Source organism: Mycolicibacterium frederiksbergense (assembly GCF_012223425.1).
GTDB classification, from domain to species: Bacteria; Actinomycetota; Actinomycetes; order Mycobacteriales; family Mycobacteriaceae; genus Mycobacterium; species Mycobacterium frederiksbergense.
The window spans coordinates 252,376-279,124 of sequence record NZ_CP038799.1; the positions used below are offsets into that span (position 1 = coordinate 252,376).

Genomic DNA, 26,749 nt, shown 5'->3' on the forward strand with positions numbered 1-26,749 from the left:
CGTGAAGATCCTCATGGTGTCGTGGGAGTACCCACCGGTGATCATCGGCGGCCTCGGCCGCCACGTGCACCACCTGGCCACCGAACTCGTGCTGGCCGGCCATGAGGTCGTGGTGCTCTCGCGGCGACCCACCGGCACCGACCCGAGCACCCATCCGTCGACCGATGAGGTCACCGAGGGCGTGCGCGTCATCGCCGCCGCCCAGGACCCGCACGAGTTCGGCTTCGGCACCGACATGATGGCCTGGACGCTGGCGATGGGCCACGCCATGGTCCGCTCCGGCCTGACGCTGCGCGACTGGCAGCCCGACCTGGTGCACGCGCACGACTGGCTGGTCGCCCATCCCGCCATCGCGCTGGCCGAATTCTTCGATGTGCCACTGGTTTCCACCATCCACGCCACCGAGGCGGGACGCCATTCGGGCTGGGTGTCGGGACAGGTCAGCCGGCAGGTACACGCCCTGGAATCCTGGCTGGTGCACGAGTCCGACTCGCTGATCACCTGTTCGGCGTCCATGCGCGAGGAGATCGACGCGCTGTTCGGCCCGGGACTGTCCGAGACGACCGTCATCCCGAACGGGATCGACACCGACGGTTGGCCGTTCGCGCCGCGCCGGGCCCATGGCGGACCGGCCGCGCTGCTCTATTTCGGCCGCCTCGAGTACGAGAAGGGTGTGCACGACGCGATCGCGGCGCTCCCCCGCATCCGCAAGACCCACCCGGGCACCACACTGACCATCGCCGGCGACGGCACCCAGCTGGAGTTCCTCACCGCGCAGGCCCGCAAGCACAAGGTGCTCAAGGCCACCCGGTTCATCGGGCGCGTCGATCACCAGGAACTCGTCACGTTGTTGCACCGGGCCGATGTGGCGGTGCTGCCCTCGCATTACGAACCGTTCGGCATCGTCGCGCTGGAGGCCGCCGCCACCGGCACCCCCTTGGTGACCTCGACCGCCGGCGGGCTCGGCGAGGCCGTCATCGACGGTGTCACCGGCATGTCCTGCCCGCCGCGCAACGTGGCCGCACTCGCCACCGCGGTGCGCGGGGTGCTCGACGACCCGGCCGCCGCACAACGCCGGGCGCTCGCCGCTCGCGACCGGCTCACCTCCGATTTCTCCTGGCCGACGGTCGCCGACCACACCGCGCAGGTGTACCTGGCCGCCAAACGTGCCGAGCGGCAACCACAACCGCGCCGGCTGATCGTGGAACGCCCCCTGCCGGACTACGGCTGACCCACCCGCGCCCCCACCCCGCGAAACACGCGTACCCGGGGTATGTGCACCGGCGGTTTCAAGTCGTGGTTGCAACAGCGGGTGGTTTAGGCGGGTCCGACAGTAGTGCGTCGAGGGCTTCTGCGGGTGTTCTCCAGCCCAGGGTCTGGCGGGGTCGGTTGTTGAGTTTGGCTGCGACGTAGTCGAGGTAGTCGGCGGGAAACCCTGATAGGTCAGTGCCTTTCGGGAAGTACTGACGCAGTATGCCGTTGGTGTTCTCGTTGGTGCCTCGTTGCCATGGCGAGTGCGGATCGCAGAAATAGATGTCGAGATCGGTGGCCTTTGCGATCTTGGCGTGGTTGGCCATCTCGATGCCCTGATCCCAGGTCAGCGTGCGGACCATGATCGCGGGCAACTGGGCGACTTTGTCCACGATCGCCTCTTGCACCGCGAGCGCGCCGTGGTTGTCAGGCAGGTGCAGCAGCATCACAAACCGGGTGCTGCGTTCGACCAGGGTGCCGATCGCTGATCTGCTGTTGGCGCCGATGATGAGGTCACCTTCCCAGTGGCCAGGGATGGCGCGGTCATTGACCTCGGCGGGACGATCGCTGATGTTGACCATGTCGCGGATGCGAGGGCGGCGCTGGTCGGGGCGGTGCTGTGGTCTACGCAGAGCTCGACCGGTGCGCAAACAGGTGTGCAGATCGCGGCGCAGATTCCCCTTGCCCTGCACGTAGATTGCCTGGTAGATCGTCTCGTGAGACACCCACATCTCCGGATCGTCGGGGAAGTCCCACCGTAGCCGGTGGGCTATCTGGGCCGGGCTGTGCTGCTGGTCAAGCAACCGGGATTGCACGGCGTCGTGCAGCCGCTGGTTGGTAGCCAGCTTGCCCGCTCTGGGGCGCCGAGCTCGGTGCTCTGAGCGGACCTGGGCCAGTAACGCGTCGTAGTTCAGCATCGTGGTGCGACCGCTTTGGCGGGCCCCGAAGCGCTCTTTGCGTCGATAGCCGGACTTGCCGCCGTTGTGGGCGGCGATGGCACCGTTGACGTCGAGTTCGTATTTGATCGTCGACGCCGGCCGGCCCAGGCTGCGTCCGATTGAGTTCAGCGATTCGTAGTTGTGCACGCCGATCTGGATCCGGATCCGATCAGCCAGATCCAGGCGCCGTCGCCGACCGCTCTTCTTCGGGGCACTGAACTGGGGTTTCACCCCGCCAGCATTGGTGAACCAGCCCACTCCGGTCGTCTCCGACACGCCGGCAGCCTCCGCGGCCTGACATACGGTGAAACCGGCACTGATATGGGTCCAGAATGCTTCACGCACAGCCTTGAGCGACCTTCGAGACAACAGCACTCCTCAAGCAGTGCTGTTGCATCCACCCCTTGAAGCCAAGCCCTTCGCAACCCCGGGTACGCGTGTTTCGGCACCCTTGACAATATTTTTTGTCAAGGTCAGACTGAGCGCATGGTCGAGATCGAGGTGATCACCGACCCGGCGGCCGCAACCAGCGCGCTCGATCCCGTGCGTGCGCGGCTGCTGGCCGAGCTGAGTGAGCCGGCGTCCGCCGCGACGCTGGCCGCTCGGGTCGGCCTGACCCGTCAGAAGGTCAACTACCACCTGCGGGCGCTGGAACGACACCGGTTGGTGGCCGTCGCCGAGGAGCGGCAATGGGGCGGGCTGACCGAACGTCTGCTGGTCGCCAGCGCCGCCTCCTACGTGGTGTCCCCCAGCGCCCTGGGTGCGGTCGGCGCCCGGGTGGACAAGACCAACGACCGGTTCTCGGCCGGCCACCTCATCGCGCTGGCGGCCCGCGTGGTCAACGAGGTGGGCGAAATATGGCAGGCGGCCCGCAAAGCCGACAAACGGCTGGCCACCCTGTCGATCGACACCACGATCCGCTTCCGGTCCCCGGCGGATCGCGCCTTCTTCACCAGGGACCTGACCGAGGCGGTCGCAACACTCGCGGCCCGCTACCACGACGAGACGGCACCGCGCGGACGGCCTCATCGTCTGTTCGTCGCGTCCTATCCCGCGCCGTCGACCGACGAGAATCAGGAGCGCCGAGATGCCCGTGCACCATGACGACGAAAAACGCTGGGTGGAACTGCAACTGGTGGTGCCGGGCACTCCGGAACAGGTGTGGCAGGCCGTCGCCACGGGACCGGGGAACACAGCCTGGTTCACCAGGGCCGCCATCGACGAGAAGGTCGGCGGCACCCTCGAATTCGATTTCGGGCCCAACGGTTCCTCCAGCGGCGAAGTGACGCAATGGGAACCGCCACATCGGTTCGGCTACGTCGAACGCGACTGGTGTGATGACGCGCCGCCGGTGGCCACCGAGATCACCGTCACCGCGCGCTCCGGGGACCACTGTGTCATCCGGATGGTGCACTCACTGTTCACCGAGAGCGCGGACTGGGATGACCAGATCGAGGGCTTCGAATCGGGTTGGCCCGGTCACTTCGCGGTACTGCACAACTACCTCGCGCACTTCGCCGGTGAACCCGCGGTGACATTTCACCTCGCGGCCACCGGGGGCATGCCCCAGCCCGAGGCGTGGAAGTTGATGCTGGCCGCGTTCGGGCTGGACGCCGCCGATGTCGGTGATCTGCGCACGCTGCACCCCGCCCAGGACGATTTCGTCGGTCTCGTGGACCGGATATATCAGGACGAGCACCAGCGCTACCTGGTGGCCCGGTTGGCCCAACCGACCGCGGGCGCGGTGATGTTCGGCATCTGCGCCCCCGGCGGTCAGACCGCCACCGGGGTCAATGCGTTTTTCTATGGCGAGGACGCGGCGCGCAATGCCGCGCTCGCGGAGCCCGTGTGGCGCACCCTGCTCCAGGGCGCGCTGCGCTGATCAGCGGGCGGCTTTCTTCCGTTCGATATCGGCCAGGTTCGCGGCCAGTTCGGCGCGCTCGGCGGCCGACGCGTCCCAGGCCACCTTGCGGTTCTTGACCACCTTCGCCGGCGAACCGACCGCGATGGAGAAGTCCGGGATCTCCCCCTTGACCACCGCGTGCGCGCCGAGCACGCACCCGCGGCCGACGGAGGTGCCGCGCAGCACGCTCACCTTCGCCGCCACCCAGGTGTCCGGGCCGATCCGCACCGGGCTCTTGACGATGCCCTGGTCCTTGATGGGCAGCTCCAGGCTGTCCATCTTGTGGTCGAAATCGCAGACGTAGCACCAGTCGGCCATCAGCACCGAATCGCCGAGTTCGATGTCCAGGTAGGTGTTGATGACGTTGTCGCGGCCCAGCACCACCTTGTCGCCGATGCGCAACGAACCCTCGTGACAGCGGATGGTGTTCTTGTCCCCGATGTGCACCCAACGCCCGATCTCCATGGTGGACAGTTCCGGGGTGGCCTCGATCTCCACACCCTTGCCCAGGAACACCATGCCGCGGGTGATGATGTGCGGGTTGCGCAGCTTGAACTTCAGCAACCGCCAGTAGCGCACCAGGTACCACGGCGTGTACGCCTTGTTCGCCAGCACCCAGCGCAGCGAGTCGCGGGTCAGAAACTGCGCCTGACGCGGATCGCCCAAGCGCGAACCACGCCACCTCTTGTGTAACGGCGCGCCCCACATCGTCGTCATGGCCGGTCAGCCTACGCGAGCCCGACACGGGCTAGTCTCGGACCTCGATGCCTGCTCGAGGAGGAACTGTGCGCCGGCTTGTTGCCGTGCTGGGAATCGCGGCGCTGACCGTCAGTTCCTGCGCAAACACCGATTCGTGGGTCGAGGCCCACCCGTCGATCGGGTGGGCGGCCCAATACGCCGACGCCGCCAACAGCAGCTACCGGCCCATCGAAGGGGCGCAGGCGCTCACGCCGGACTGGGAACGGTCGGTCAAGGGCGAACTCGGCGCCCAGGCCGCGCTGGGCTCGGGCAGCTATCTCGCCGTCAACGGCCAGACCCCCGACGGGTGCTCGCTGATGGTCTGGGAGACCGACAACAACGCCCGGCAGCGCTGGTGCACCCGGTTGTGGCAGGGCGGCGCGCTGTCCAGCCCGCTGTTCGACGATTTCGACAATCTCTACATCGGCCAGCCCGGCGCCATCATGTCCTACCCGCCCACCCAGTGGATCCGGTGGCGTCAGCCGGTGATCGGGATGCCGACCACCCCGCGGCTGCTGTCGCCGGGCCAGTTGCTCGTCCTGACCCATCTGGGTCAGGTGCTGGTGTTCGACGCGCACAAGGGCACCGTCGTGGGCACGTCGCTGGATCTGGTGGCCGGGGTCGATCCCACCGACTCCGATCGCGGTCTCGCCGACTGCGCGGCAGCCCGCCCGGAATGCCCGATCTCGGCCGCGCCCGCGTTCGGCGCGCAGACCGGGATCGTGGTGGTCGGGCTGTGGGAGCCCGGCGCGCAGGCCCCCGTGCTCGTCGGCCTGCGGTACCGGCCGGACCAGACCCCGATCCTGAGCCGCGAGTGGACCAGCGAGGCGGTCGGCGGCGGTCCCCTCGCCAGCCCGGCGCTGTCGGCCGACGGCACCACCGCCTACGTCAACGGCCGCGACGGACGGTTGTGGGCCCTCGACACCGCCGACGGCACCGCGAAATGGTCGGTGGAGCTGGGGTATCAGCCGCAGACCCCGCCCTCGGTGTCTGCCGGGGGCGTCATCGTCGCCGGCGGCGGCCCCGGCGCACAGCTGACCGGTATCACCGATACCGGTGAGATCGTCTGGACACGTGCGGATGTGGAGCCGCTGTCGACATCGAGCCGGGCCGGTGAGGACATCGGCTACACGGTGGTCCGCGACGGCGAGCGGGGGCAGGCGCTGCTGGTGTTCGACCCCATCGAGGGCGGCACCGTCAACCGCTACCCGCTGCCAGATGCCACCGGCGCGCCGGTCGGGGTCTCGATCGGCCATGAGGGCCGGGTGGTGACCGCGACCAGCGACGGCCAGGTCTACGGGTTCGCGCCCGCCTAGCCTTTCGTAGGGGTCAGGCGAGCAGCGGGGCGACGGTCGCCCGCGGCACCGACACCTGGACGGCTCCGGCCGCTTCCGGCAACAGTTCGCCCTGGCCGAAGAAGAAGATCACCGCATCGTCGGTGATCGCGAAGTTCTGGTAGTTGGCCGGGTCCAGACCGGATTCGGGCAACACCGGGTCCGGCATGCCGGACTGCCTGGCCAGATCGGCCTGCACCACCGGGAAGATCACCGGTAACGGGTCGGTACCCTCACGGAACAGATTCTCGAAGGTGATCGGTTTGCGGTAGGCCTGATCCCAGCTGAACGCCTTGTAGAAGGTCTGCGGATGCGCACCCCCGACGTTCTGGTAGGTGGTGAACACGACCGATTGCGTACCGCGCGGCGGAACCGCGGAGCTGTACTGCGCCGAGGTGGTGTCCAACTCGTAAGGCATCCCGCGGGAGTCGGGCATCTTGGCCACATTCAGGAATCCGTCGCGAGTCTGCTTGACGTAGTCGATGACCGCCTTCTGGTCCGGGAAATCGGACGGGAAGGTGATGTTGAGCGTGTAGGCCGGATCGGTCTGCTGGATCTGACAGGTGAATCCGGGTCCGGGGGTGGCGCCCACGTCTTCGCATTTGGGCGGCGCGGCCGACGCCGTCGCGGCACCCGCAAGACCCGAAAGGGCGGTGGCGGCCGCGGCCAGCACCGATACGGCAACGGTGGGTACGCGCATCTGGGGGATCCTCCAAGAACCGGGAGCGGCACAGGCGCCGCTGCCCGCCAGGGTACCTGGCGCTATCGGGACGGCCGACAAATGAATGCCACCGCACGCCCGGCCGCACCGGTGCCGATGCGGGTGATGACCACCGAGTGCGGCGTCGCGCCGCGCAACTTCAGCCGACGCCGCAGGGCGTCGGGGTCCACGTCCACACCGCGCACCAGGATTTCGAGCGCACCACCGTCGCGGGCCGTCAGTTCGCGGCGCAGCCGCTTCTCGTCGAAACCGATCTCGCCGAGCACCTCGAAACCCCTTACCCCGTCCGGGAGTTCGTCACCGGACAGATACGCGATATCGGGGTCGAGCTGCCACAACCCGTAACGGGTGCCGTATTGACGCACCAGGCCGGCGCGCACCACCGCACCATCGGGATCGACGATCCAGCGCCCCGCCGGGGCAACGGTGCATTCGTCGGGATCTGCATCGGTGAGCTGCTCACCGCGGTCCAACAAGGTGGCGCGGCGGCGCACACCCGGTGCGGCCAGACCCGACGGCCACAGGCAGGCCTCACGCACGCTGCCGCCCAGCGAGCACACCTCGACCTCGCCGTGGAAGCCGAGCTCGGGGAGCTGATCGAAATCGATTCCGGGCGCGCACTTCACGACCAGATCGCGTCCGCGGTAGGCGTCGAACAACTCGTCCAGCGGCGGGGTGTAGGCGCGCGGATCGAACCGGCGCCGCCCGCCGCTGCGCCGGCCCGGGTCGGCCAGCACCACGGTGCCACGGGTGACCGGGCGCAGCGCATCCGCGCGGCACACCGCAACATCGGGAACGTTGTTGCGCGCCATGGCCAGTCGCACCGGGTCCAGATCACTGCCCAGCAACTGCCCGGCGACCGGACGCAGCGCGGCGAGTTCGGCGCCGACCGAGCAGGTCACGTCGTGCACCCGCGCGCCGGCGAGCCGGCGGGCCCGGTGCACGGCCACCGCGGCCGCGGTGGCCTGCTGTAGCGCATCGTCGGTGAACAGCCACGACGACGGATCGCTGAACTTGGCCGCCGCCTTGCGGCGCAGCAGTGTCGTCTCCACGAGCACCGCGGTGTGCTCACCGAAATGTGTTCGCACCGAGGCGATATCGGCGACCTGACCGGCACCGACCAACCCCAGACCGGCCACCTCGGCCAGCGCTCGCCGACCGTCGTCGCCACACAGGTAGGCGACGTCGGCGACGGAGAACTGGACTGCCACCCCGTGTCGCTTCGCTCCTGCCCGCCGTCAGGACGGCTTGACCCCGGTGACCATCACGTTGTAGAACCAGCCCTTGGGCACGACCCGGCGCCACACGTTGGCGTCCACCCAGCTCAGCGTCGTCCAGCTGTTGAACGCGAATTTGGCCCAGCCCCAGCCCAACCGGCCCGGAGGCACCGAGGCCTCGAAGGTGCGGATCGGCCAGCCCAGCATCGCGGCGGTGAATTCCTCGCTGGCGGTGGCCACCTCGACGGCGCCCGCATTGGCTGCCATCCGCTCCAGATCCTCGGGATCGAAGGTGTGCAGGTCCACCACGGCTTCCAGGGCCGCGGCACGCGAGGACTCGTCGAGCTCCTCCTGCGGACGCCGCCAGCCCTCCAGGCCGGGCAGCTTGGTGATGTTGGTGGACAGCCGCCAGGTCAGGGTGGACAGGTTGCGGGCGTAGACGTTGCCCGCACTGGTGGGTTCGCCGGCGAAGACGAAGCGGCCACCCGGCTTGAGGATGCGCACCACCTCGCGCAGCGACTTCTCCACATCGGGGATGTGGTGCAGCACGGCGTGACCGACCACCAGGTCGAAGGTGTTGTCCTCATAGGGGATGCCCTCGGCGTCGGCGACCTTGCCGTCGATATCGAGTCCCAGGCCCTGCCCGTTGCGGGTGGCGACCTTGACCATGCCCGGGGACAGGTCGGTGACCGAGCCGCGCCGGGCCACCCCGGCCTGGATCAGGTTGAGCAGGAAGAATCCGGTGCCGCAGCCCAGCTCGAGTGCCCGGTCGTAGGGCAGTTCGCGCTGCACCTCGTCGGGGACGATGGCGTCGAAGCGCCCGCGCGCGTAGTCGATGCAGCGCTGGTCATAGGAGATCGACCACTTGTCGTCGTAGGTCTCGGCTTCCCAGTCGTGATAGAGGATCTGGGCCAGCTTGGTGTCCTTCAGCGCGGCTTCAACCTGCTCGGCGGTGGCGTGCGGATTCGGTGTGAGCTCCGCGTCGGCGTCGACGTGGGGCGTATGGTCCGTGCTCGTCATATGGGCAGCCTAACTGCCGATGGTCGCCTCGAAGACCTCGACGTAGCGGCGTACCCCTTCACCTGGGCCGTCGATCACCGCACCGGCGGCATTGATCATCGCCTTGGCTCCGGCGAGCACGTATCCGGGCGCCTCGGCGTGCCGGCGCGCCCAGCTCAGCGCGGCGTCGTAGACACCGTCCGGGGCCACCAGCTCATCGACCAGACCGAGGGAAAGGGCCTCGTCGGCGCCGACGAACCGGCCGCTGAACACCAGCTCCTTGGCCCGGGCGGCGCCAACCGTGCCGACCAGCCGGTCGGCGCCGGCGGCGGGCAGCAGCCCGGCGAGCACCTCGGTGACGCCCACCTTGATGTTGTCGCCGGAGATCCGCCAGTCCGCGGCCAGGGCGAGCGCCAGCCCGGAACCCAGCGCGTAGCCGGTGACCGCGGCGACGGTCGGCTTCGGGATGGCCGCGACGGCGTCCAGCGCGGCCCGGCAGGCCGCGGTGACGCTCTCGGCATCGGCGGCGCCCAGGCGGCGCAGCTCCGATACGTCGTCACCGGCGCTGAAGACCTCATGGCCGCCGTACACGATCACGGCGCCGACATCGTCGCGGCCGCCGAGGCCGGCGGCCACCGCCTCGATCTCGCGGTACATCTGTCTGGTCAGCGCGTTGCTGGGCGGTCGGGACAGCACCAGGGTGCCGATCCCGTCGGCGACGACGGCTGTGACGAACTCACCGCTGCTCGCGGTGGCGACAAATTCACCGCTGCTCGCGGTGGTGAAGATTTCGCTCATGTGCTTTTCGCGCCCCGGTAGCCGTCCGGGGCGCGCCGGTTGCGGGCCTCGTTGTAGCGGGCGCCGTCGAAGAACTCGATGTCCCAGTCGCCGGTCCCCTTGTCCGCGCTCAGACTCGGCTCCATCGCCACGATCCGGCGTTCGGTGGCCAGGACGTCGGCCACACTGCGTCCGTTGACCGAGTCGAGCTGCGACCAGGTCGGCGGCAGCAGGAAGGACCGGCCCTCGGCGAACTCGTCGAGCGCGGCCTGCGGGGTGGACCAGAACGCACGGTCGCTCTCGGTGTTCTCCCCATCGGCGAGCTGGCCGTCCGGAATGGCACCGACGAAGAAGTAGGTGTCGTAGCGGCGGGTGCGCTCTTCTTTGGGCGTGACCCAGTTGGCCCACGGCCGCAGCAGATCAGCGCGCAGGACCAGCTTCTCGGCGCGCAGGAAGTCCGCGAAGGACAGCGAGTTGTTGGCCAGTGCCGCGCGCTGTTCCCGGTACACCGACGCGTCGTCGACGAGGATGTCGGAGTCATCTGCCGCACCGGCGAACAGCACCCCGGATTCCTCGAAGGTCTCGCGGGCCGCGGCGCACACCAGCGCCTCGGCCAGGTCGACATCGACGTTGAGGCGTTCGGCCCACCAATCGGGTTTCGGCCCGTACCAGGCGATGTTGGTGCCCCGATCGCGCTCGTCGACGCCGCCGCCGGGGAACACCATCACCCCCGCGACGAAGTCCATCGCCGAGTGCCTGCGCATCAGGAAGATCTCGAGTGAGGCCGGGGTGCCCTGATCGCGCAGCAGCATCACCGTGGAGGCGGGCCGGGGCACCAACGGGTCTGCGGGGTCTGTCATGTGGCTCGCCTCCTGTGCGCGGCGCGGCTACGGGTGCGCCGCGCGAAATAGCGGCCGTCGATGTAGTCCAGCGCGATCGACTGCCCGAACGCCGCGGACAGATTCTCCGCGGTCAGCACATCGGTCAGCAGCCCGGCACCGACCACGCTGCCCTCCGAGAGCAGCAGGCAGTGGCTGAACCCGGGCGGGATCTCCTCGACGTGGTGGGTGACCAGCACGATGGCCGGTGCGTCGGGATCGGCGGCCAGATCGGCCAACCGGGAGACCAGTTCCTCGCGACCACCCAGATCCAGTCCCGCGGCCGGCTCGTCGAGCAGCAGCAGTTCCGGATCGGTCATCAGCGAGCGGGCGATCAGCACCCGTTTACGCTCCCCCTCGGACAGGGTGCCGTAGGTGCGTTCGGCCAGATGCTCGGCGCCCAGGCTTTCCAGCATGTCGACGGCCTGCTCGTAGTCGACGTCGTCGTACTTTTCCCGCCAGCGGCCCAACACCGCGTACCCGGCCGACACCACCAGGTCGCGGACGATCTCGTCGTCGGGAATCCGTTGACTCAGCGCCGAACTGCTCAGCCCGACCCGGGACCGCAGCTCCGACATGTCGGTGCGCCCGAGCCGCTCGCCGAGCACGAATGCGGTGCCCGAGGACGGGTGCTCGATGGCGGCCGCCATCCGCAGCAGTGAGGTCTTGCCCGCCCCGTTCGGACCGATCACCACCCAGCGCTCGTCGAGTTCGACGGCCCAATTGATGGGCCCGACCAGCGTCTTACCCCCGCGGCGCAGGGTGACCTTGGCAAAATCGATCAGCAGGTCGGGGTCTGCGATGGGCTCGTCTGCTGGCACCCGCTCATCGTAGTGTCGTCGCCCTCGGCCGAACGGCGCCGCCCACCACCGCCCGGTGCCATTTCCGGTCGCTCCGCTCGCCCGGCTGCGCCGAAGTCGTGAAAGAGCAGCCGCCGGGGCATGTACCGCAGGATCAGTTGCACCAGTGGCCCGATCCCGAACGCGTAGATGACGGTCCCGACGCCGACGGTGCCGCCGAGCAGCCACCCGGCGGTCAGCACGGTGGCCTCGATAAGGGTGCGGACCAGCCGCACCGACAGCCCGGTGCGCGCCACCAGTCCGGTCATCAGTCCGTCGCGAGGGCCGGGGCCGAGCCCGGCACCGATGTAGAGCACGGTGCTGACGGCGTTGAGCAGTACCGCGCCCAGCATCATCGGGACCCGCAGCCGGAGATCGTCGGGGGCGGGCAGCACGGCGATACCGATGTCGACGGTGACCGCGATGACGATGACGTTGGCGATGGTGCCGATGCCCGGCCGGTTGCGCAGCGGGATCCAGGCCAGCAACACCACCACCCCGACCACCGCCGAGGCGAGGCCGATGGTCATCCCGGTATGCCGGCTCAGGCCCTGGTGGAAGACGTCCCACGGGTCCAGTCCGAGTCCGGCCTGGACCATCATGGCCATGGAGAAGCCGTAGCCGGTCAGGCCGAAGAACAACAGACCGGCGGGCAGGAGCGCTGGGGGCACCTCCCGCTTGCGGGCGACGACCCGGGGAGTGGATTCAGCGCGCGTCTTCATGCGTGGTCGGGGAAACGGGCGCGGATGGCGTCCAGTTCGCCGTGCACCCGGCGGGCATCGGTGCTGTCGATGGCACGCCTGTTGTAGGTGCCGGACCGCCGGTACTTCCCAGCCACCCGAGATATCCAGTTCTTCCTCATGACACGATGATCATGGCCATGTGGCTTGCCAATCAATAGCCAGTTGGCAGATACTGGCCTCAATGTCTAGCGATATGGGAACCAGAGCTCTCGATGTGGACCTATTGGCCCGCGAACTGGGCAACTGGCGCACGACCAGTTCGACCGGTCCGGCCTACCTGGGGCTGGCCGACGCCATCCGCCTGCTCATCGTCGACGGCCGCGTCCCGGTGGGATCACGGCTGCCCAGTGAGCGGGCGCTGGCCGATGTGCTGCGGGTCTCGCGGACCACGGTCACCGCGGCGTTCAACGCGCTGCGCGAGGACGGCTACCTCAATGCCCGCCGTGGCGCCCGCGGCACCGCTTCCCTCCCGCCGCGACCGCAGATTCCCGCCGCGGCCGGCGCACCGACCATGAGCCTGGCCGCCGCCGCGCTGTCCGCGCCCAGCGCCGCCGTGCTGGAGGCCTTCGCCGATGCCGCCCACGACATCACGCCCTATCTTGCCGAAACGGGCCACGAACTGACCGGCGTCTGCGCGCTGCGCACCGCGGTGGCCGAAAGATATTGCACGCGTGGACTCCCCACCGACCCGGCACAGATCATGATCACCAGCGGTGCCCAACACGCCATCGGCCTGATCCTGGCGGCGTTCACCCAGCCCGGCGACCGGGTGCTCGTCGAGCAGCCCAGCTATCACGGTGCGCTGTCCTGCATCTCGACCTCGGGGGCACGCGCGGTACCGGTGGCGCTCAACGAGCACGGGTGGGAACTCGACGCGCTGCACTCCGCGATCCGCCAACTGGCCCCCGTGCTGGCCTACGTCATCCCCGACAATCACAACCCCACCGGGTTTACCATGCCGCCGGAGGAGCGAAACCGACTGGGCCACATCATCTCCGAGACCAGGACCCGCACCATCGTCGACGAGTCCATCCTGGACATGTGGATCGACGAGGAACCGCCCGCGCCGCTGGCCGCCGCCGTGCCGTCCCGACACGACCTGGTGCTCACCATCGGTTCGATGTCCAAATCGTTCTGGGGCGGGTTGCGTATCGGCTGGATCCGGGCCGAACCGGCCACCCTGGCCACCATCGCGGCGCACCGCGCCTCGGTGGATCTGGGCACTCCCATTCTCGAACAACTCGCCGCGGCAAAACTTCTGCAGATCCGCGACGACGTACTACCGGAGCGCCGCGAGTTGCTGCTGGCCCGGCGGGCCTTCCTCATCGAGCTGCTGGCCCGCCGGCTACCTGACTGGCGGCCGGGCCCCGGCCGCGGCGGGATGTCGCTGTGGGTGCAACTGCCCGCACCGATGAGCACCGCACTGTCTGCGGCGGCATCGCGGTTGGGACTGGACCTACCCGCCGGGCCGCGGTTCGGGGTCGACGGCACCCTGGAACGATTCATCCGGGTGCCCTACGCGCTGCCCGAACCGCAGCTCGAAGCCGCCGTCGACCTGATGGCGCGGGCCTGGCAGTCCATCACCGGGGGCGCCGTCACCGGCGAAACCCGCACGGCGGTGGTCGTTTAGGTCTCCGGGATCTCCACCCGGCGCGCCGTCCCGTCGACCGCGTCGGCGGCCTCGATCTCACCGCGGGTCACCCCGAGGATGAACAGCACGGTGTCCAGGTACGGATGGCTCAGCGAGGCATCGGCGACCTCCCGCAGGGCCGGCTTGGCATTGAACGCCACCCCGAGCCCGGCCGCCGACAGCATGTCGATGTCGTTCGCGCCATCACCGACGGCCACGGTCTGCTCCATCGGCACGCCGACCTGCTGCGCGAAATCACGCAGCGCCTTGGCCTTCCCGGGCCGGTCGATGACCTGGCCCACCACCCGACCGGTGAGCTTGCCGTCGACGATCTCGAGCTCGTTGGCGGCCACGAAATCCATCATCAGGTCGTGGGCCAGCGGCTCGATCACCTGACGGAAGCCACCGGAGACGATGCCGCAGTGATAGCCCAGGCGCCGCAACGTCCGGATGGTGGTTCTGGCGCCGGGAGTCAGCTCGATCTGGTCGGCCACCTCGTCGAGCACCTCGGCGGGCAGCCCCGCCAACGTCGCCACCCGCTTGTGCAACGACTCGGCGAAGTCCAGTTCACCGCGCATCGCGGCCTCGGTGACCTCGGCGACCGCAGCGAGCGCCCCCGCCCTGTCGGCCAGCATCTCGATGACCTCGCCCTGGATCAGCGTGGAGTCGACATCGAACACGATGAGCCGCTTGGTACGCCGCGACAGGCTGTAGTCCTCCAACGCGATGTCGACACCGAGCGTGACGGCGGTGCGCGCCATCACGTTCTGCAGCTGCACATAGGTCGCACCGCCGCGGGGTACCGAGACGCGCAGTTCCAGACCGGTCACCGGGTAATCGGAGACACCGCGGATGGCGTCGATGTTGACCCCGAGGGCGGCGACCTCATGGGCCACCACACCGAACGCCTCGGCGGTGATGGGCCGGCCCAGCACCACGATGGTGTGGGTGGAGGGCTCCTCCAGCACCGGCTTGTCATCGCTGCGCTCGATCTCGACGTCCAGGCCCACCCCGTGGATGGCGGCACGGACCTCGCCGTCGAACTCCGCGCCGTCGGCGACCTTGGAATCCACCGACACCAGCACACCGAGGGTGAGCCGGCCCCGGATGACCACCTGTTCGACGTTGAGCAGCTCCACGTGATGCCGCGACAGCACCTCGAAAAGTGCGGACGTCACGCCGGGCTGGTCCACGCCGCTGACGGTGATCAACAACGATGAACGCTTGCGCGAGGGGTCGACTGACTGCGAGGCCGTCGGCACACTCACCTCCGTTTGATGCCTCGAGATCGGCTTTGTGCCCGCGAACGCGCGACTATGGGTCAGGTAGGCGTCAGATCAGCTGCGGACTTCGACGTCATCGATTCTGGTCACGTCACCGTCATCGGGTCCGTGTGCGCGGCCGATGTGCGCCTCGGCGCGCATCCGCTCCACCATGTGCGGGTAGTGCAGCTCGAACGCCGGACGCTCGGAACGGATCCGGGGCAGCTCGGTGAAGTTGTGCCGCGGCGGCGGGCAGCTGGTCGCCCACTCCAGGGAGTTGCCATAGCCCCACGGGTCGTCGACCACGACGGGCTCGCCGTAACGCCAGCTCTTGAAGACGTTCCAGACGAACGGCAGCGTCGAGACACCGAGCACGAACGCACCCGCGGTGGAGATGACGTTCAGCGTGGTGAACCCGTCGCTGGGCAGGTAGTCGGCGTAACGACGCGGCATGCCCTCGTCACCGACCCAGTGCTGCACCAGGAAGGTCAGGTGGAAGCCGATGAAGGTCAGCCAGAAGTGCAGCTTGCCCAGACGCTCGTCGAGCAGGCGGCCCGTCATCTTCGGGAACCAGAAGTAGATGCCCGCGTAGGTGGCGAACACGATGGTGCCGAAGAGCACGTAATGGAAGTGCGCGATGACGAAGTAGCTGTCGGTGACGTGGAAGTCCAGCGGCGGGCTGGCCAGCAGCACACCGGACAGGCCACCGAGCAGGAAGGTGACCAGGAAGCCCACCGAGAACAACATCGGTGTTTCGAAGGTCAACTGCCCCTTCCACATCGTGCCGATCCAGTTGAAGAACTTGATGCCGGTCGGCACCGCGATCAGGAAGGTCATGAAGCTGAAGAAAGGAAGTAGTACGGCACCGGTGGCGTACATGTGGTGCGCCCACACGGCCACCGACAGCGCTGCGATGCCCAGCGTCGCGTAGATCAGGGTGGTGTAGCCGAAGATCGGTTTACGGCTGAACACCGGGAAGATCTCACTCACGATGCCGAAGAACGGCAGCGCGATGATGTACACCTCGGGGTGACCGAAGAACCAGAACAGGTGCTGCCACAGCAGCACACCGCCGTTGGCCGGGTCATAGATGTGTGCGCCGAGATGACGGTCGGCGGCCAGGCCGAACAGGGCGGCGGTCAGCAGCGGGAAGGCCAGCAGCACCAGGATCGAGGTCACCAGGATGTTCCAGGTGAAGATCGGCATCCGGAACATGGTCATGCCGGGGGCGCGCATGCAGACCACGGTGGTGATCATGTTGACGCCACCGAGGATGGTGCCCAGACCGCCGACGGCCAGGCCCATGATCCACAGGTCGCCACCGGCGCCCGGCGAGTGGATGGCGTCGGTCAGCGGGGAGTAGGCGGTCCAGCCGAAGTCGGCGGCACCGCCGGGGGTGATGAAGCCACCCATGGCGATCAGCGCGCCGAACAGGAACAGCCAGAAGGAGAAGGCGTTCAATCGCGGGAACGCGACGTCAGGGGCACCGATCTGCAGCGGGAGCACCAGGTTCGCGAAACCGAACACGATCGGGGTCGCGTAGAAGAGCAGCATCACGGTGCCGTGCATGGTGAACAGCTGGTTGAACTGCTCGTTGGAGAGGAACTGCAGGCCCGGCACCGCGAGTTCGGTGCGCATCAGCAGCGCCATCAGGCCGCCGATGAAGAAGAAGATGAAGCAGGCGACGCAGTACATCATGCCGATCAGCTTGTGATCGGTCGTGGTGATCAGCTTGTAGATGAGGTTGCCCTTGGGGCCCATCCGCTGCGGGAACGGACGCCGTGCCTCGAGTTCTCCGATTGGGGGCGCTTCGGCTACCAACAGATCCTCCATAAAAAGTCGACGGGTCATCCCGGCAATGGCTCTGTCGGGCATCTTATCCCCATCACCGCCAGCCGCGGCATCGGTGTCCTACAAACTGTCGTATTTGAGTGTGAACGGTCCCTGACCGGCTGGAAACGCCGCTGTTGCTACCCTCGGGCGCGTGCCGTTCCCCACTGCGCGCAAGGGCCTGCTCGCCGCGGGTGTCGCGGCCTCGTTGACCCTGCTGACGGCCTGTGGGGCCGCCGAGACCGCGCCGACCGCCGACCCGGGTGCCCCGATCACCAGCACCACCCGCATCGCCAGCGCCGACGTGTTGGGCAACCATCGCAAACCCGACGAATCGTGCGCCCCCGAACCGGCGGCCGCGCAGTCCACCGACGCGCCACGCCGGGTCCGCAACGCCGGCGGTATCGGCGGGCAGGAGCGCAGTGAGCCGGGCAATGGTGTCGACATCCCTCCGGACACCGAACTGCGCGGCGACCCGCAGCGGATCGTGGCGTTGTCGAATTCCGAGCTCGACGCACTCTGCGCGCTGGGCCTGCAGGGCCGGGTGGTCGGGACCACCGTGCCCCAGCCGTCCTACCTGGGCACCGTCCTGCATGACGCGCCGGGTTTCGGTCCGCGCGACGCGCCGGACCTCGACGCGATCCGCGGCGCGGCCCCCGACCTGATCCTCGGTTCGGTGACTCAGACGCCCGATTCGTTCGCCGCGCTGACCGAGATCGCGCCGACGGTGTTCACCGGCGGCGCCACCGACTGGCAGGACACCCTGCGCGCGGTGGCGTCCGCGACCGGGCGCCCCGGCGCCGCCGATGCGGTGCTCGACGGGTTCGCCCGCGACGCCCGCGAAGCCGGTGACCGCGCCGACGCCACCCACTTCCAGGCCTCGGTCGTGCAGTTCACCGAGACCACGATGCGGGTGTACGGCGCGGCGAACTTCCCGGCCACCGTGCTGAGCGCGGTCGGCGTGGATCGCCCTGCGGCACAACGCTTCACGGATGTGCCCTACACCGAGGTGAGTACCGCCGAACTGTCCGGGGACACCGATCTGTCCGCGGCCGACGGTGACGTCATCTACCTGTCCTTCGAGACGGCCGAAGCCAGGGAACGGGCGGCCACGGTGCTCAACAGCGACGCCTGGCGCAAGCTCTCGGCCAACCGGGACGACCGGGTGTACGCGGTGAACAACGAGGTGTGGCAGACGGGGCAGGGCGTGATCGCGGCCCGCGGCATCGTCGAAGACCTGCGCTGGCTGAACGCGCCCATCAACTGACCCGATTCCCCGGTCGCTACGCCCTCCCCCGCAAGCGGGAGGTACCCCCAGCCCGCCGGTAAACTCCCGCGCGTGTTCCACGTACTGACGATCACCTACCTGCAGCCGCTCGACGTCATCGACCAGACCCGTCCGGCGCACCTGCAATGGTTGACCGACGAGGTCGCCGCCGGCCGTGTCCTGCTGGCCGGCCGGGTGCAGTCCCAGGACGGTGCGGTGCTGATCGCGGCGGAGATGTCCGCCGAGGAGGCCGACGCCCTCGCCGCGAGTGACCCGTACGCCCAGGCCGGTGTCGTCCGCTACGACCGGGTCAGCTTCACTCCCGGTTTCCGCGCGCCGGGGCTTTAAGCCGATTCACAGCTTCAACCGGGATTAGACCGGGTACCCGACGGGTTGTGCTCCACAGGGCGCACAGCTGCGCCTGATTCTGTTTCCTTCACTACTGTCTGGTGAAGGTGCATGTATTCGCACGTGGACATGCATGGCTGTCCATAAATACAAAACGCATGTAGAGGACTGATCGATGACCACCACTGTTTCCGCTTACGCCGCCGACTCGGCCACGTCGCCGCTGAAGAAGACGACCATCGAGCGACGGGACGTGGGCCCGCACGATGTCGCATTCGACATCAAGTTCGCCGGTATCTGTCACAGCGACATCCACACCGTCAAGGGCGAGTGGGGCGAGCCCAACTACCCCGTCGTCGTCGGCCATGAGATCGCCGGCATCGTCACCGAGATCGGCTCCGAGGTGACCAAGTACAAGGTCGGCGATCACGTCGGCGTCGGCTGCTTCGTCGACTCATGCCGCGAATGCGATAGCTGCAAGGAAGGTCTGGAGCAGTACTGCACCGGCCCGGGCGGCATGATCGGCACCTACAACGCCACCGGCAAGGACGGCACCCCCACCTACGGCGGCTACAGCACCGCGATCGTCGTCGACGAGAACTACGTGCTGCGCATCCCCGACAGCATCCCGCTGGACAAGGCCGCTCCCCTGCTGTGCGCCGGCATCACGCTGTACTCGCCGCTGCGGCACTGGGACGCCGGCCCCGGCAAGGAGGTCGCCGTCATCGGCCTCGGCGGTCTCGGCCACATGGGCGTGAAGATCGCCCACGCGATGGGCGCCCACGTGACCGTGCTGAGCCAGTCGCTCAAGAAGATGGAAGACGGTCTGCGCCTGGGCGCCGACGAGTACTACGCCACCTCCGACCCGGACACCTTCACCAAGCTCGCCGGCAAGTTCGACCTGATCCTGAACACGGTGTCGGCCAACCTCGACATGGGCGCCTACCTGGGTCTGCTCGGCCGTGACGGCACCCTGGTCGAACTCGGCGCTCCCGAGCAGCCGCTGTCGGTGCCGTTCTTCCCGTTGGGCGGGCTGCGCCGCAGCCTGGCCGGCTCGATGATCGGTGGCATCGCCGAGACCCAGGAGATGCTGGACTTCTGCGCCGAACACGATGTGACCCCGGAGATCGAGGTCATCGAGGCGTCCTACGTCAACGAGGCCTACGAGCGGGTGCTCGCCAGCGATGTGCGGTACCGCTTCGTCATCGACACCTCGACGCTGTAGCCAAATCCAGGCTGCCACAACGGCCGACAGACACCGGGTATCGCCTCAGCGGCGAGACCCGGTGTCTTTCTTTGCGGCGTGCGACGATCTGCGGGTGAACCGGATCCTGCACGTGCTGTCCGCTCTCGGGGTGATCGCCGTCCCGGTGGTCGGCTGGTTCACCCAGCATTGGTCCGGTGGAACCACGCTGGCGGTCTACTGGTTCGAGACGCTCGCCGCCTGTCTGTTCGTCCTGGCGCGGATCGCCCTGCACCAGCGATGGTCTCCGCGCCGTGGCCATTTCCGGTACAACGCGGCGGGCCACCAGGGCGGCGGGCACATCGACTACCGGACATCGAAGACCCGGCGCCGAAAGCCGCTGTCGACGTTCCTGTCCAGCTTCGGGGTCGTCAGCCTGAGCTTCTGCGCCGCGCACGGGGTGTTCCTGGGCGTCATCCTCTTCCTGCTCAATCACAACAAGGTCGGCCATATCGCCCAGATTGATTGGCGCAGTGTGGCATTCGGCTGCCTGAGCGTGCTGGCTTTTCTGACGGTGGGCTTCCTGGTGGACCTGCTCAGCCTGCGGCGCTGGCCGTTCCGCCAACTCGAGCAGACCTCCAGCCAGGTGCTCAGCCGGGTCATGGTCGTGCATCTCACGCTGCTCATCGGTTTCGCCGCGATCGCGCTCACCGACACACCGGACGCATTCTTCGGTGTGTTCGTGGTTCTGAAGACCATGGCCTCACTGAGCACCGCTCTGCCCCAATGGGAACCGGCCCAACCACCGAAGTGGCTGAGCAACATGCTGAACCGGATACCGAGCGCCACACCGGGCAAGCGGTTCGAGGAGGCCTGGGCCGACGAGCGCACCGAGGAGCGGCAGCGCCTGGAGGCCAACGAACAACCCTGGCTCGACGGGTAGCGCCGGCTACTGTCCGGCGAGGTCGGCCAGCGGCCATCCCGCGGCCGCCAACTTTGCCGCCACCCGGGCGGTGTTCTCCGGGCCCGCATCGTGGTTGGTGACCTCAGAGATCGATGCTTCGATATCGTCGCGGGTGATCGGTTCCTCGATATCGGCGGGCGCGGCGACCTCGGCGATATTGCGCACCACCTCTTGCACCTGCTCTTCGGTCAGCGGCGTGGCCCGCAGCAGCGCCAGCAGCGGCACCTGGTCCGGACCGGGAACCCCGTCCGGGTAACCGGCGCGCAGCCAGTTCAAGATCGAAGCCATCAGAGTGGTGACGGTCATGAGGTGAGTGTCTCACCGGACGGCACGGCGCAGCGCCCGCACCACACTGTTTCGGGCGAGATCGACCTTGAACCCGTTCTGCGCCAGCGGGGCCGCGCCGTCGGTGATCAACTCGGCCGCGGCGCGGAACGCGGTGTCACCGGCGGGGGCACCGATCAGGCTCGCTTCGGCCGCGGCCACCCGCCAGGGTCTGGCGGCCACACCGCCCAGTGCCAGCGCGGCGGCCACGATCTCGCCGTCGGCGATTTCGACACCGGCCGCCACCGCCACCAGGGCGAATGCATAGCTGTGCCGGTCGCGCACCTTGAGATACCAGCTGTGCGGGCCCAGCGGCGACGGCGGTAGTTCGATCCCGGTGATCAGTTCTGCCGCTCGCAGGGTGTTGTCGCGTTCCGGAGATTCCCCTGGCAGCGCGAAGAACTCGTCGATGCGCAGCGACCGGGAACCGTCGGGTCCGTGGACGTGCACCCGGGCATCGAGCGCGGCCAGGGCCACCGCCATATCGGAGGGGTGCACCGCCACACACGCGGCGCTGGCGCCGAACAAGGCGTGTTCCCGGTTGAACCCGTGCAGCGCGGCGCAGCCGGATCCCGGATCGCGCTTGTTGCAGTGGGCGAAGGAGGGATCCATGAAGTACGGGCATCGGGTGCGCTGCACGAGGTTTCCCCCGACGGTGGCCATGTTGCGGATCTGGGTGGTGGCACCGGACAGGATCGCCTGCGACAGCATCGGGTACTGCCCGCGAATCAGCGGGTGGTTGGCCGCGGCGCTGTTGGTGGCACCCGCCCCCACCAGCACCCCGCCGTCGCCGGTCGGGGTGATCGCGCGCAGGTCGAGTCGGCCGATGTCGACCAGCGCGGCGGGGCTTTCGACGCCGAGCTTCATCAGATCGAGCAAGTTGGTGCCACCGGCGTAGTAGCGGGCACCGGCGGTGGCGCTGCGCACCGCACCGTCGACCGTGCCGGCGTGCTCGAAGGCAAAGGTCTTCACATCGCCACACCCTTGATCGCCGCAACGATGTTGGCGTAGGCCCCGCACCGGCAGATGTTGCCGGCCATCCGTTCCCGGATCTCCGCGTCGGACAACGCGTCCGGCCCGTCGGCGACGGCGTGCCGGCACCCCTCGAACGACGCCGCGGACAGATCTCCGCGGCCGAACTCGCGCAGCACCGCGCGCGCCGAGGTGATCTGACCGGAAGTGCAGTACCCGCACTGGAATCCGTCATGCCGGATGAAGGCGCACTGGACGGTGTCCAACTCCCCGCCGTCACCCTCGATGGTCTCGACCGCCGCGCCGTCGATCGAGGCGGCCAGCGTCAGACAGCTCAGCACCCGCTCCCCGTCGACGGTCACCGTGCAGGCACCACACAGTCCGTGATCGCAACCCTTCTTGGTCCCGGTGAGCCCGAGCCGTTCGCGCAGCAGGTCCAGCAGGGTGGTGCGGATGTCGGCGCGCAACGCTCGGGGTGTGCCGTTGACGGTCAGCTGTAGTTGGGTCATGACGTCGGCTCCGGTTCGAAGGGCTGCAGCAGGGATTCCAGGGTGATCGGCAGATCACGCAGCCGCTTGCCGGTGGCGTGGTACACCGCATTGGCGATGGCGGCGGGCACCCCGCAGGTACCGATCTCGCCGATACCGCGCACCCCGATCGGGTCGAGGCCGTAGTCGGGTACGTCGATGAAGGTGATGTCGAAGTCGGGGCGGTCGGCATGCGTGGGCAGGTAGTACTCGCCGATGAGCTGGCCGGTGCGCTCGTCATAGGGCACCTGTTCCAGCAGCGCCATTCCCAGCCCGAAGGTGATACCGCCCATCACCTGATTGGCCGCCAGCTTCGGGTTCAGGACCCGTCCGCAGTCCATGACCGCGGTCCATCGGGTCACACTCGCCCGGCCGATCTCCTCGTCCACCTCGACCTCGCAGAAATGAGCACCGAAAGACTGTGACAGTGGCCCGGTTTCGTCGGGTCCGCCGCTGGTGACGGTGAACGTCAGCCGCTCGCGCAGCTCGGGCTCGGCGCTCAGCACATCGCGCAGTTCGGCGACCGAGGTCAGCGTGCGTCCCAAACGCCGGCGCCACTGCCGGCCGGCGAGTGCGACCGCGGAGCCCACCGTGGCCGTGGTCTGCGAGGCACCGCTGTAGGGCGCGTCGGGGAACAGCGAGTCACCGGATTCGAACGTCACCGCCTCCAGCGGCATCCCGGTGGCATCGGCGCCGACCTGCGCCATGACGGTGCGCACACCGGTGCCGATCTCGTGGGTGGCCGCGGCGAACCGGATCTGGCCGTCGGCGGTGGTGACGACCCGGCACCCGGAGGCCATCCGGCGCCCGGGATAGCTGGCGGTCGCCATCCCCCAGCCGACCTGGATCCCGTTGCGCCGCATCGTGCGTGGCGCGGCAGACCGCTGCGACCAGCCGAACCGTTCGGCGCCCCGCAGATAGCAGTCCCGCAGGTGCTTGCCCGACCAGGCCCGTCCGCTGGGCTGATCGCAGGCCGGGTCGTTGTGCAGCCGCAATGTCACGGGGTCGGTTCCGGTGGCCTCGGCGAGCTCGTCCATCGCCACTTCGAGGGCGAACATTCCCGGGGCCTCCCCCGGCCCACGCATGAAACACGGTGTGGGTGCGTTGATCCGGGCGACCGTATGGGAGACCACCATCCGCGGAGACGCATAGAGGAAGCGGGCCGTCAGTCCGACCGGTTCGCAGAAGTGCGCCACCGTGGACGTCTCGGTGAGGGTGTGCTGTTCGGTGCTCAGCAGGCTGCCATCGGCTCCGGCCACCAACGCCACCTGCTGTTCGGTGCGGGGCCGGTGCCCGGTGGAGCTGAACATCTGGTTGCGGGTGAGCACCAGTTTGACCGGCCTGCCGACCGCCCTGGCGGCCACCGCACACAGCACCACATGCATCCACAGGAAGCTCTTCGACCCGAACGCGCCGCCGACCAGTGGGGACAGTATCCGCACCCGGTCCTCGGTGAGACCCAGATAGGCGGCCAGCGCCCGTCTTTCGCCGGTGATCCAGCGGGTGCTGTCGTGCACGGTCAGCATGTCGCCATCCCAGTGGGCGACGGTCGCCGACAGTTCGATCGGATAGTGCGCGTTGACCGGTGTGGTGAATCGTGCGGCGACCCGGATGCCGTCGGGTTCGTCCGCGGCGCCTCGGCTGTCCTGCAGCTTTTCCTCGTCCAGCTTCACGAAATGATCGGGCCGGTAGGTGCCGTACCGGATCTGGCCGTCCTTCTCGTCGGCGGGCACCGGGGCGCCCAGCACGTCCACGGCGGTCAGCTGGGCGGACCCGTGCACGTAGTCGAAGCTCATCAGCGAGGCCGCGTCGGCGGCCTGCTCCGGGGTCTCGGCGATCACGACCGCCAGGTGCTGCCCGACATGCTGCACGCTCAGATCCGAGAGCGGCGGGCGGCGTTCCAGCGGCAGGTCCCAGGTCATGTCCACCGGAAGAACATGCAGCGGTGGGCAATTCAAAGGCGTCAGCACGTGCAGCACACCCGGCGCTGCCGCTGCAGCGGCGGCGGCAGCAGTCATGGAGTCGGCGGTGACGTGTCCCTTCGCGATGGTGGACTGCACCAGCACGCCGTGCACGACTCCGTCGATCACCGTGTCGGCGGCGTAGCGAGCCGCCCCGGTCACCTTGTCCCGGCCCTCGATGCGATCGACCGGCAGCCCGATGGCGGATGTCACGGTGCGACGGCGTCGGTGTCGACGGGGTTGCAGCGCGACACGATCAGCGGGTCGGCCGGGGTGAACGGGAACACGGGCAGATCGTCGATGTGAGTGTCGAAGGCGGCGGCGAGCACGTGCCGCGAGTAGGCGCTCGCCGAGGCGCGGTAGCCGATATCGGCAGGTGAGGGCTGGTCGAAGAAGATCAGAAAATGCCACTGATCGTTGCCGATGTTCTCGATGTGGTGCGGGTAGGCACGCGGAATGAAGTACATGTCCCCGGTGGTCAGGTTCCAGGTGTCCAGCGTGCCATCGGGATTCATGATCGTCATGCGGGCGTCGCCGTGCTGGACGTAGCCCATCTCGGCGGTCACCGGGTGCCAGTGCGGTTCCCGCATCCCGTTGTCGTTGACCCGCAGCGAGTACATCGAGATGTCCTTCAGGATCGGCCAGAACTGGTCGCGGGCGAAGCGCGCGTTGCCGCTGACGTAGTTGAGGCCGGGTTCCTGGGCCTCGATATCGAACTTGTGCGGGTCGCTCAAGTACGCGCTCGCCGGGATGTCGGGATCGCCGGTGCGGGCCGCGAGCTTGCGGTCGGTCCTGTCGCGGCGGATCTTGGCCATATCGGAGGCGGGCAGGTCGTAGGTGTTGCCCAGCACCGCGTCGCTGAACGCGCCGAGTGTCGCGCCGAAACCGAAGTCCTCGGGGCGTTCACTGCGGAACGCGATGATGAATTCGGCGACGTCGGTGCCGATGTTCTCGATGTGGTGCAGGGAACCGGAATTCGCGTGGAACATCTGCCCGGCGGTGAGCACGAAGGTGGAGAACCGGCTGTGGTCGTCCAGGATGGAGACCAGTGCGGTGCCCGACACACAGTAGGTCAGTTCGTTGGCGTTGGCGTGCCAGTGCGGTGTGCGCATCGCGCCCGGGTTGAGCACCAGCCGTTTCATCGACAACCCACGCAGGATGGGGAAGTTGTCCGCGGTGATCCGGTGGATGGATCCGAGGTCGGATCGTTCGACGTCGTCGCTGTCGAGCAGGGAGGTGGCGTGCGGGCTGCGGGCGGGTGCTGCGGTCATGATGTGCTCCTCGGGCTGGACTCGGTGGCTCGATGGGTCCAAGCCTGCTCTGCCGGGCGCCCGCTGTCGACGACGCTGCCCGGCATCGCCGACGCCGTTTTCCCGCAGGCCGCACTACCGGGTAGCCCCCATTCCGTGCCGCACCCGGCGCGCGGACAGGTCGCCGGGTGCGACAATTCAGCCGCGCGGAAAGGGTCGGCGCCGAAAGGACAGCATGGATGCCCTGCGGGTGGTCATCGCCGACGATGACGTGCTGTTGCGCGAAGGTCTCGCGAGTCTGCTGCAGCGCGAAGGATTCGAGGTCGTCGGCCAGGCGGGCGACGCCGAGCAGCTGCTGACCCTGGTGGACGCACAGGATCCCCAGCTGGTGCTCACCGATATCCGGATGCCGCCGGGGCACAGCACCGAGGGTCTGGACGCCGCCCGGCTGATCCGCGAACGGTCACCGGAGACGGCGATCATGGTGCTCTCGGCGCATGTCGACGTCGATCACGCCATGGAGCTGCTGGCCGGCGGTCACAGCATCGGCTATCTGCTCAAGAGCCGCGTGGTCGACGTGAACGATTTCGTGGACACCCTGCGCCGCGTCAGCAATGGCGCCTCGGTGATCGATCCCGCCCTGGTGGCCGAGTTGGTCTCTGCGCGCCGGCGCGACGATCCGCTGGCGGCGTTGAGCAACCGTGAACGCGAGGTGCTCACGCTGATGGCCGAGGGCCTGTCCAACGGGGGTATCGGGCGCCGGTTGTGGGTGACAGAGGGCACCGTCGAAAAGCATGTGCGCAGCATCCTGACGAAGCTGGATCTCCCCGAAACCGGCGACGATCACCGGCGGGTGCGGGCGGTCATCATGTACCTGGAATCGCGGTAGCCGG

The 26,749-nt window shown here is 68.2% G+C and carries 27 protein-coding genes; 10 read left to right on the forward strand and 17 right to left on the reverse strand.

What is annotated here, in order from left to right; all coding sequences use genetic code 11:
* Position 1 precedes the first annotated feature (1 nt).
* A complete protein-coding gene (locus EXE63_RS04275; RefSeq protein WP_168140948.1) occupies positions 2-1,231 on the forward strand; it encodes a glycosyltransferase family 4 protein in 1,230 nt (409 codons plus the stop codon).
* Positions 1,232-1,289: 58 nt separating this feature from the next.
* Here the strand turns inward: EXE63_RS04275 and EXE63_RS04280 are convergent, their stop codons facing one another.
* Positions 1,290-2,558 (reverse strand): IS30 family transposase, encoded by a 1,269-nt coding sequence (locus tag EXE63_RS04280; RefSeq protein ID WP_436277738.1) that lies wholly within the window; start codon positions 2,556-2,558, stop codon positions 1,290-1,292.
* A gap of 117 nt (positions 2,559-2,675) precedes the next feature.
* Between EXE63_RS04280 and EXE63_RS04285 the strand changes: the two genes are divergently transcribed.
* Together EXE63_RS04285 and EXE63_RS04290 are read left to right on the forward strand one after the other, a co-directional pair.
* Entirely contained in the window at positions 2,676-3,293 is a 618-nt protein-coding gene (locus tag EXE63_RS04285; protein ID WP_168140950.1) for an ArsR/SmtB family transcription factor, read from the forward strand.
* Complete coding sequence (locus tag EXE63_RS04290) at positions 3,277-4,071, forward strand: SRPBCC family protein (protein WP_168140951.1); 795 nt, start codon at positions 3,277-3,279, stop codon at positions 4,069-4,071. Before EXE63_RS04285 ends, EXE63_RS04290 begins: the two co-directional genes overlap by 17 nt.
* Here the strand turns inward: EXE63_RS04290 and EXE63_RS04295 are convergent, their stop codons facing one another.
* On the reverse strand, positions 4,072-4,809 hold the full coding sequence (locus EXE63_RS04295; protein WP_105362984.1) for an acyltransferase: 738 nt from the start codon (positions 4,807-4,809) through the stop codon (positions 4,072-4,074). It lies immediately after the preceding gene.
* Between the two features lie 47 nt (positions 4,810-4,856).
* Between EXE63_RS04295 and EXE63_RS04300 the strand changes: the two genes are divergently transcribed.
* Entirely contained in the window at positions 4,857-6,146 is a 1,290-nt protein-coding gene (locus tag EXE63_RS04300; RefSeq protein ID WP_168140952.1) for an outer membrane protein assembly factor BamB, read from the forward strand.
* 13 nt (positions 6,147-6,159) lie between these two features.
* Here EXE63_RS04300 and EXE63_RS04305 read toward each other — a convergent pair whose 3' ends face one another.
* The 8 genes from EXE63_RS04305 to EXE63_RS04340 form a co-directional block, all read right to left on the reverse strand.
* Entirely contained in the window at positions 6,160-6,864 is a 705-nt protein-coding gene (locus EXE63_RS04305; protein ID WP_168140953.1) for an esterase, read from the reverse strand.
* 62 nt (positions 6,865-6,926) lie between these two features.
* Positions 6,927-8,096, reverse strand: a complete 1,170-nt coding sequence (locus EXE63_RS04310; RefSeq protein WP_210000261.1) for a THUMP-like domain-containing protein — start codon at positions 8,094-8,096, stop codon at positions 6,927-6,929.
* A 27-nt stretch (positions 8,097-8,123) separates the two neighbouring features.
* Positions 8,124-9,122 (reverse strand): class I SAM-dependent methyltransferase, encoded by a 999-nt coding sequence (locus EXE63_RS04315; protein WP_105362981.1) that lies wholly within the window; start codon positions 9,120-9,122, stop codon positions 8,124-8,126.
* 9 nt (positions 9,123-9,131) lie between these two features.
* A complete protein-coding gene (locus EXE63_RS04320) occupies positions 9,132-9,899 on the reverse strand; it encodes an enoyl-CoA hydratase (RefSeq protein WP_168140954.1) in 768 nt (255 codons plus the stop codon).
* The gene (locus EXE63_RS04325) at positions 9,896-10,738 is read right to left on the reverse strand and encodes an NUDIX hydrolase (RefSeq protein WP_168140955.1); all 843 of its coding nucleotides are present in this window, start codon (positions 10,736-10,738) and stop codon (positions 9,896-9,898) included. The genes EXE63_RS04320 and EXE63_RS04325 overlap by 4 nt, the downstream gene beginning before the upstream one ends.
* Positions 10,735-11,577, reverse strand: a complete 843-nt coding sequence (locus EXE63_RS04330; protein ID WP_168140956.1) for an ABC transporter ATP-binding protein — start codon at positions 11,575-11,577, stop codon at positions 10,735-10,737. The genes EXE63_RS04325 and EXE63_RS04330 overlap by 4 nt, the downstream gene beginning before the upstream one ends.
* The gene (gene yczE / locus EXE63_RS04335; RefSeq protein WP_436277739.1) at positions 11,538-12,317 is read right to left on the reverse strand and encodes a membrane protein YczE; all 780 of its coding nucleotides are present in this window, start codon (positions 12,315-12,317) and stop codon (positions 11,538-11,540) included. The genes EXE63_RS04330 and yczE overlap by 40 nt, the downstream gene beginning before the upstream one ends.
* A complete protein-coding gene (locus EXE63_RS04340; RefSeq protein WP_168140957.1) occupies positions 12,314-12,457 on the reverse strand; it encodes a hypothetical protein in 144 nt (47 codons plus the stop codon). The genes yczE and EXE63_RS04340 overlap by 4 nt, the downstream gene beginning before the upstream one ends.
* A 74-nt stretch (positions 12,458-12,531) precedes the next feature.
* On the opposite strand from EXE63_RS04340, the gene yczR reads away from it, so the two are divergent.
* Positions 12,532-13,968 (forward strand): MocR-like transcription factor YczR, encoded by a 1,437-nt coding sequence (gene yczR, locus EXE63_RS04345; RefSeq protein ID WP_494546310.1) that lies wholly within the window; start codon positions 12,532-12,534, stop codon positions 13,966-13,968.
* On the opposite strand, the gene serB is transcribed toward yczR, so the two are convergent.
* Positions 13,965-15,230, reverse strand: coding sequence for a phosphoserine phosphatase SerB (serB, locus tag EXE63_RS04350; RefSeq protein ID WP_168145389.1), 1,266 nt, complete (start codon positions 15,228-15,230; stop codon positions 13,965-13,967). The two genes, yczR and serB, sit on opposite strands and share 4 nt — an antisense overlap.
* A gap of 75 nt (positions 15,231-15,305) precedes the next feature.
* Positions 15,306-17,051, reverse strand: a complete 1,746-nt coding sequence (gene ctaD / locus EXE63_RS04355; protein WP_168145390.1) for an aa3-type cytochrome oxidase subunit I — start codon at positions 17,049-17,051, stop codon at positions 15,306-15,308.
* A gap of 163 nt (positions 17,052-17,214) precedes the next feature.
* On the opposite strand from ctaD, the gene EXE63_RS04360 reads away from it, so the two are divergent.
* The 4 genes from EXE63_RS04360 to EXE63_RS04375 all read left to right on the forward strand — a co-directional run bounded on the left by EXE63_RS04360 (position 17,215) and on the right by EXE63_RS04375 (position 20,801).
* On the forward strand, positions 17,215-18,327 hold the full coding sequence (locus tag EXE63_RS04360; RefSeq protein ID WP_168140959.1) for an iron-siderophore ABC transporter substrate-binding protein: 1,113 nt from the start codon (positions 17,215-17,217) through the stop codon (positions 18,325-18,327).
* 72 nt (positions 18,328-18,399) lie between these two features.
* Entirely contained in the window at positions 18,400-18,675 is a 276-nt protein-coding gene (locus EXE63_RS04365) for a YciI family protein (RefSeq protein ID WP_168140960.1), read from the forward strand.
* Between the two features lie 175 nt (positions 18,676-18,850).
* The gene (locus tag EXE63_RS04370; protein ID WP_168140961.1) at positions 18,851-19,900 is read left to right on the forward strand and encodes an NAD(P)-dependent alcohol dehydrogenase; all 1,050 of its coding nucleotides are present in this window, start codon (positions 18,851-18,853) and stop codon (positions 19,898-19,900) included.
* A gap of 94 nt (positions 19,901-19,994) precedes the next feature.
* Complete coding sequence (locus EXE63_RS04375) at positions 19,995-20,801, forward strand: DUF6498-containing protein (RefSeq protein ID WP_168145391.1); 807 nt, start codon at positions 19,995-19,997, stop codon at positions 20,799-20,801.
* A 6-nt stretch (positions 20,802-20,807) separates the two neighbouring features.
* On the opposite strand, the gene EXE63_RS04380 is transcribed toward EXE63_RS04375, so the two are convergent.
* Genes EXE63_RS04380 through EXE63_RS04400 form a run of 5 tightly spaced genes read right to left on the reverse strand, consistent with a single transcriptional unit; the run spans position 20,808 to position 25,877 of the window.
* Positions 20,808-21,128 (reverse strand): DUF3349 domain-containing protein, encoded by a 321-nt coding sequence (locus EXE63_RS04380; RefSeq protein ID WP_168140962.1) that lies wholly within the window; start codon positions 21,126-21,128, stop codon positions 20,808-20,810.
* A gap of 12 nt (positions 21,129-21,140) precedes the next feature.
* Entirely contained in the window at positions 21,141-22,118 is a 978-nt protein-coding gene (locus EXE63_RS04385) for an FAD binding domain-containing protein (RefSeq protein ID WP_168140963.1), read from the reverse strand.
* Positions 22,115-22,627, reverse strand: coding sequence for a (2Fe-2S)-binding protein (locus EXE63_RS04390; RefSeq protein ID WP_168140964.1), 513 nt, complete (start codon positions 22,625-22,627; stop codon positions 22,115-22,117). Before EXE63_RS04390 ends, EXE63_RS04385 begins: the two co-directional genes overlap by 4 nt.
* Complete coding sequence (locus tag EXE63_RS04395) at positions 22,624-24,819, reverse strand: xanthine dehydrogenase family protein molybdopterin-binding subunit (protein ID WP_168140965.1); 2,196 nt, start codon at positions 24,817-24,819, stop codon at positions 22,624-22,626. Before EXE63_RS04395 ends, EXE63_RS04390 begins: the two co-directional genes overlap by 4 nt.
* A complete protein-coding gene (locus tag EXE63_RS04400) occupies positions 24,816-25,877 on the reverse strand; it encodes a cupin domain-containing protein (protein WP_168140966.1) in 1,062 nt (353 codons plus the stop codon). The genes EXE63_RS04395 and EXE63_RS04400 overlap by 4 nt, the downstream gene beginning before the upstream one ends.
* Before the next feature lie 214 nt (positions 25,878-26,091).
* Between EXE63_RS04400 and EXE63_RS04405 the strand changes: the two genes are divergently transcribed.
* Entirely contained in the window at positions 26,092-26,745 is a 654-nt protein-coding gene (locus EXE63_RS04405) for a response regulator (protein WP_168140967.1), read from the forward strand.
* The last annotated feature ends 4 nt before the right edge of the window (positions 26,746-26,749 follow it).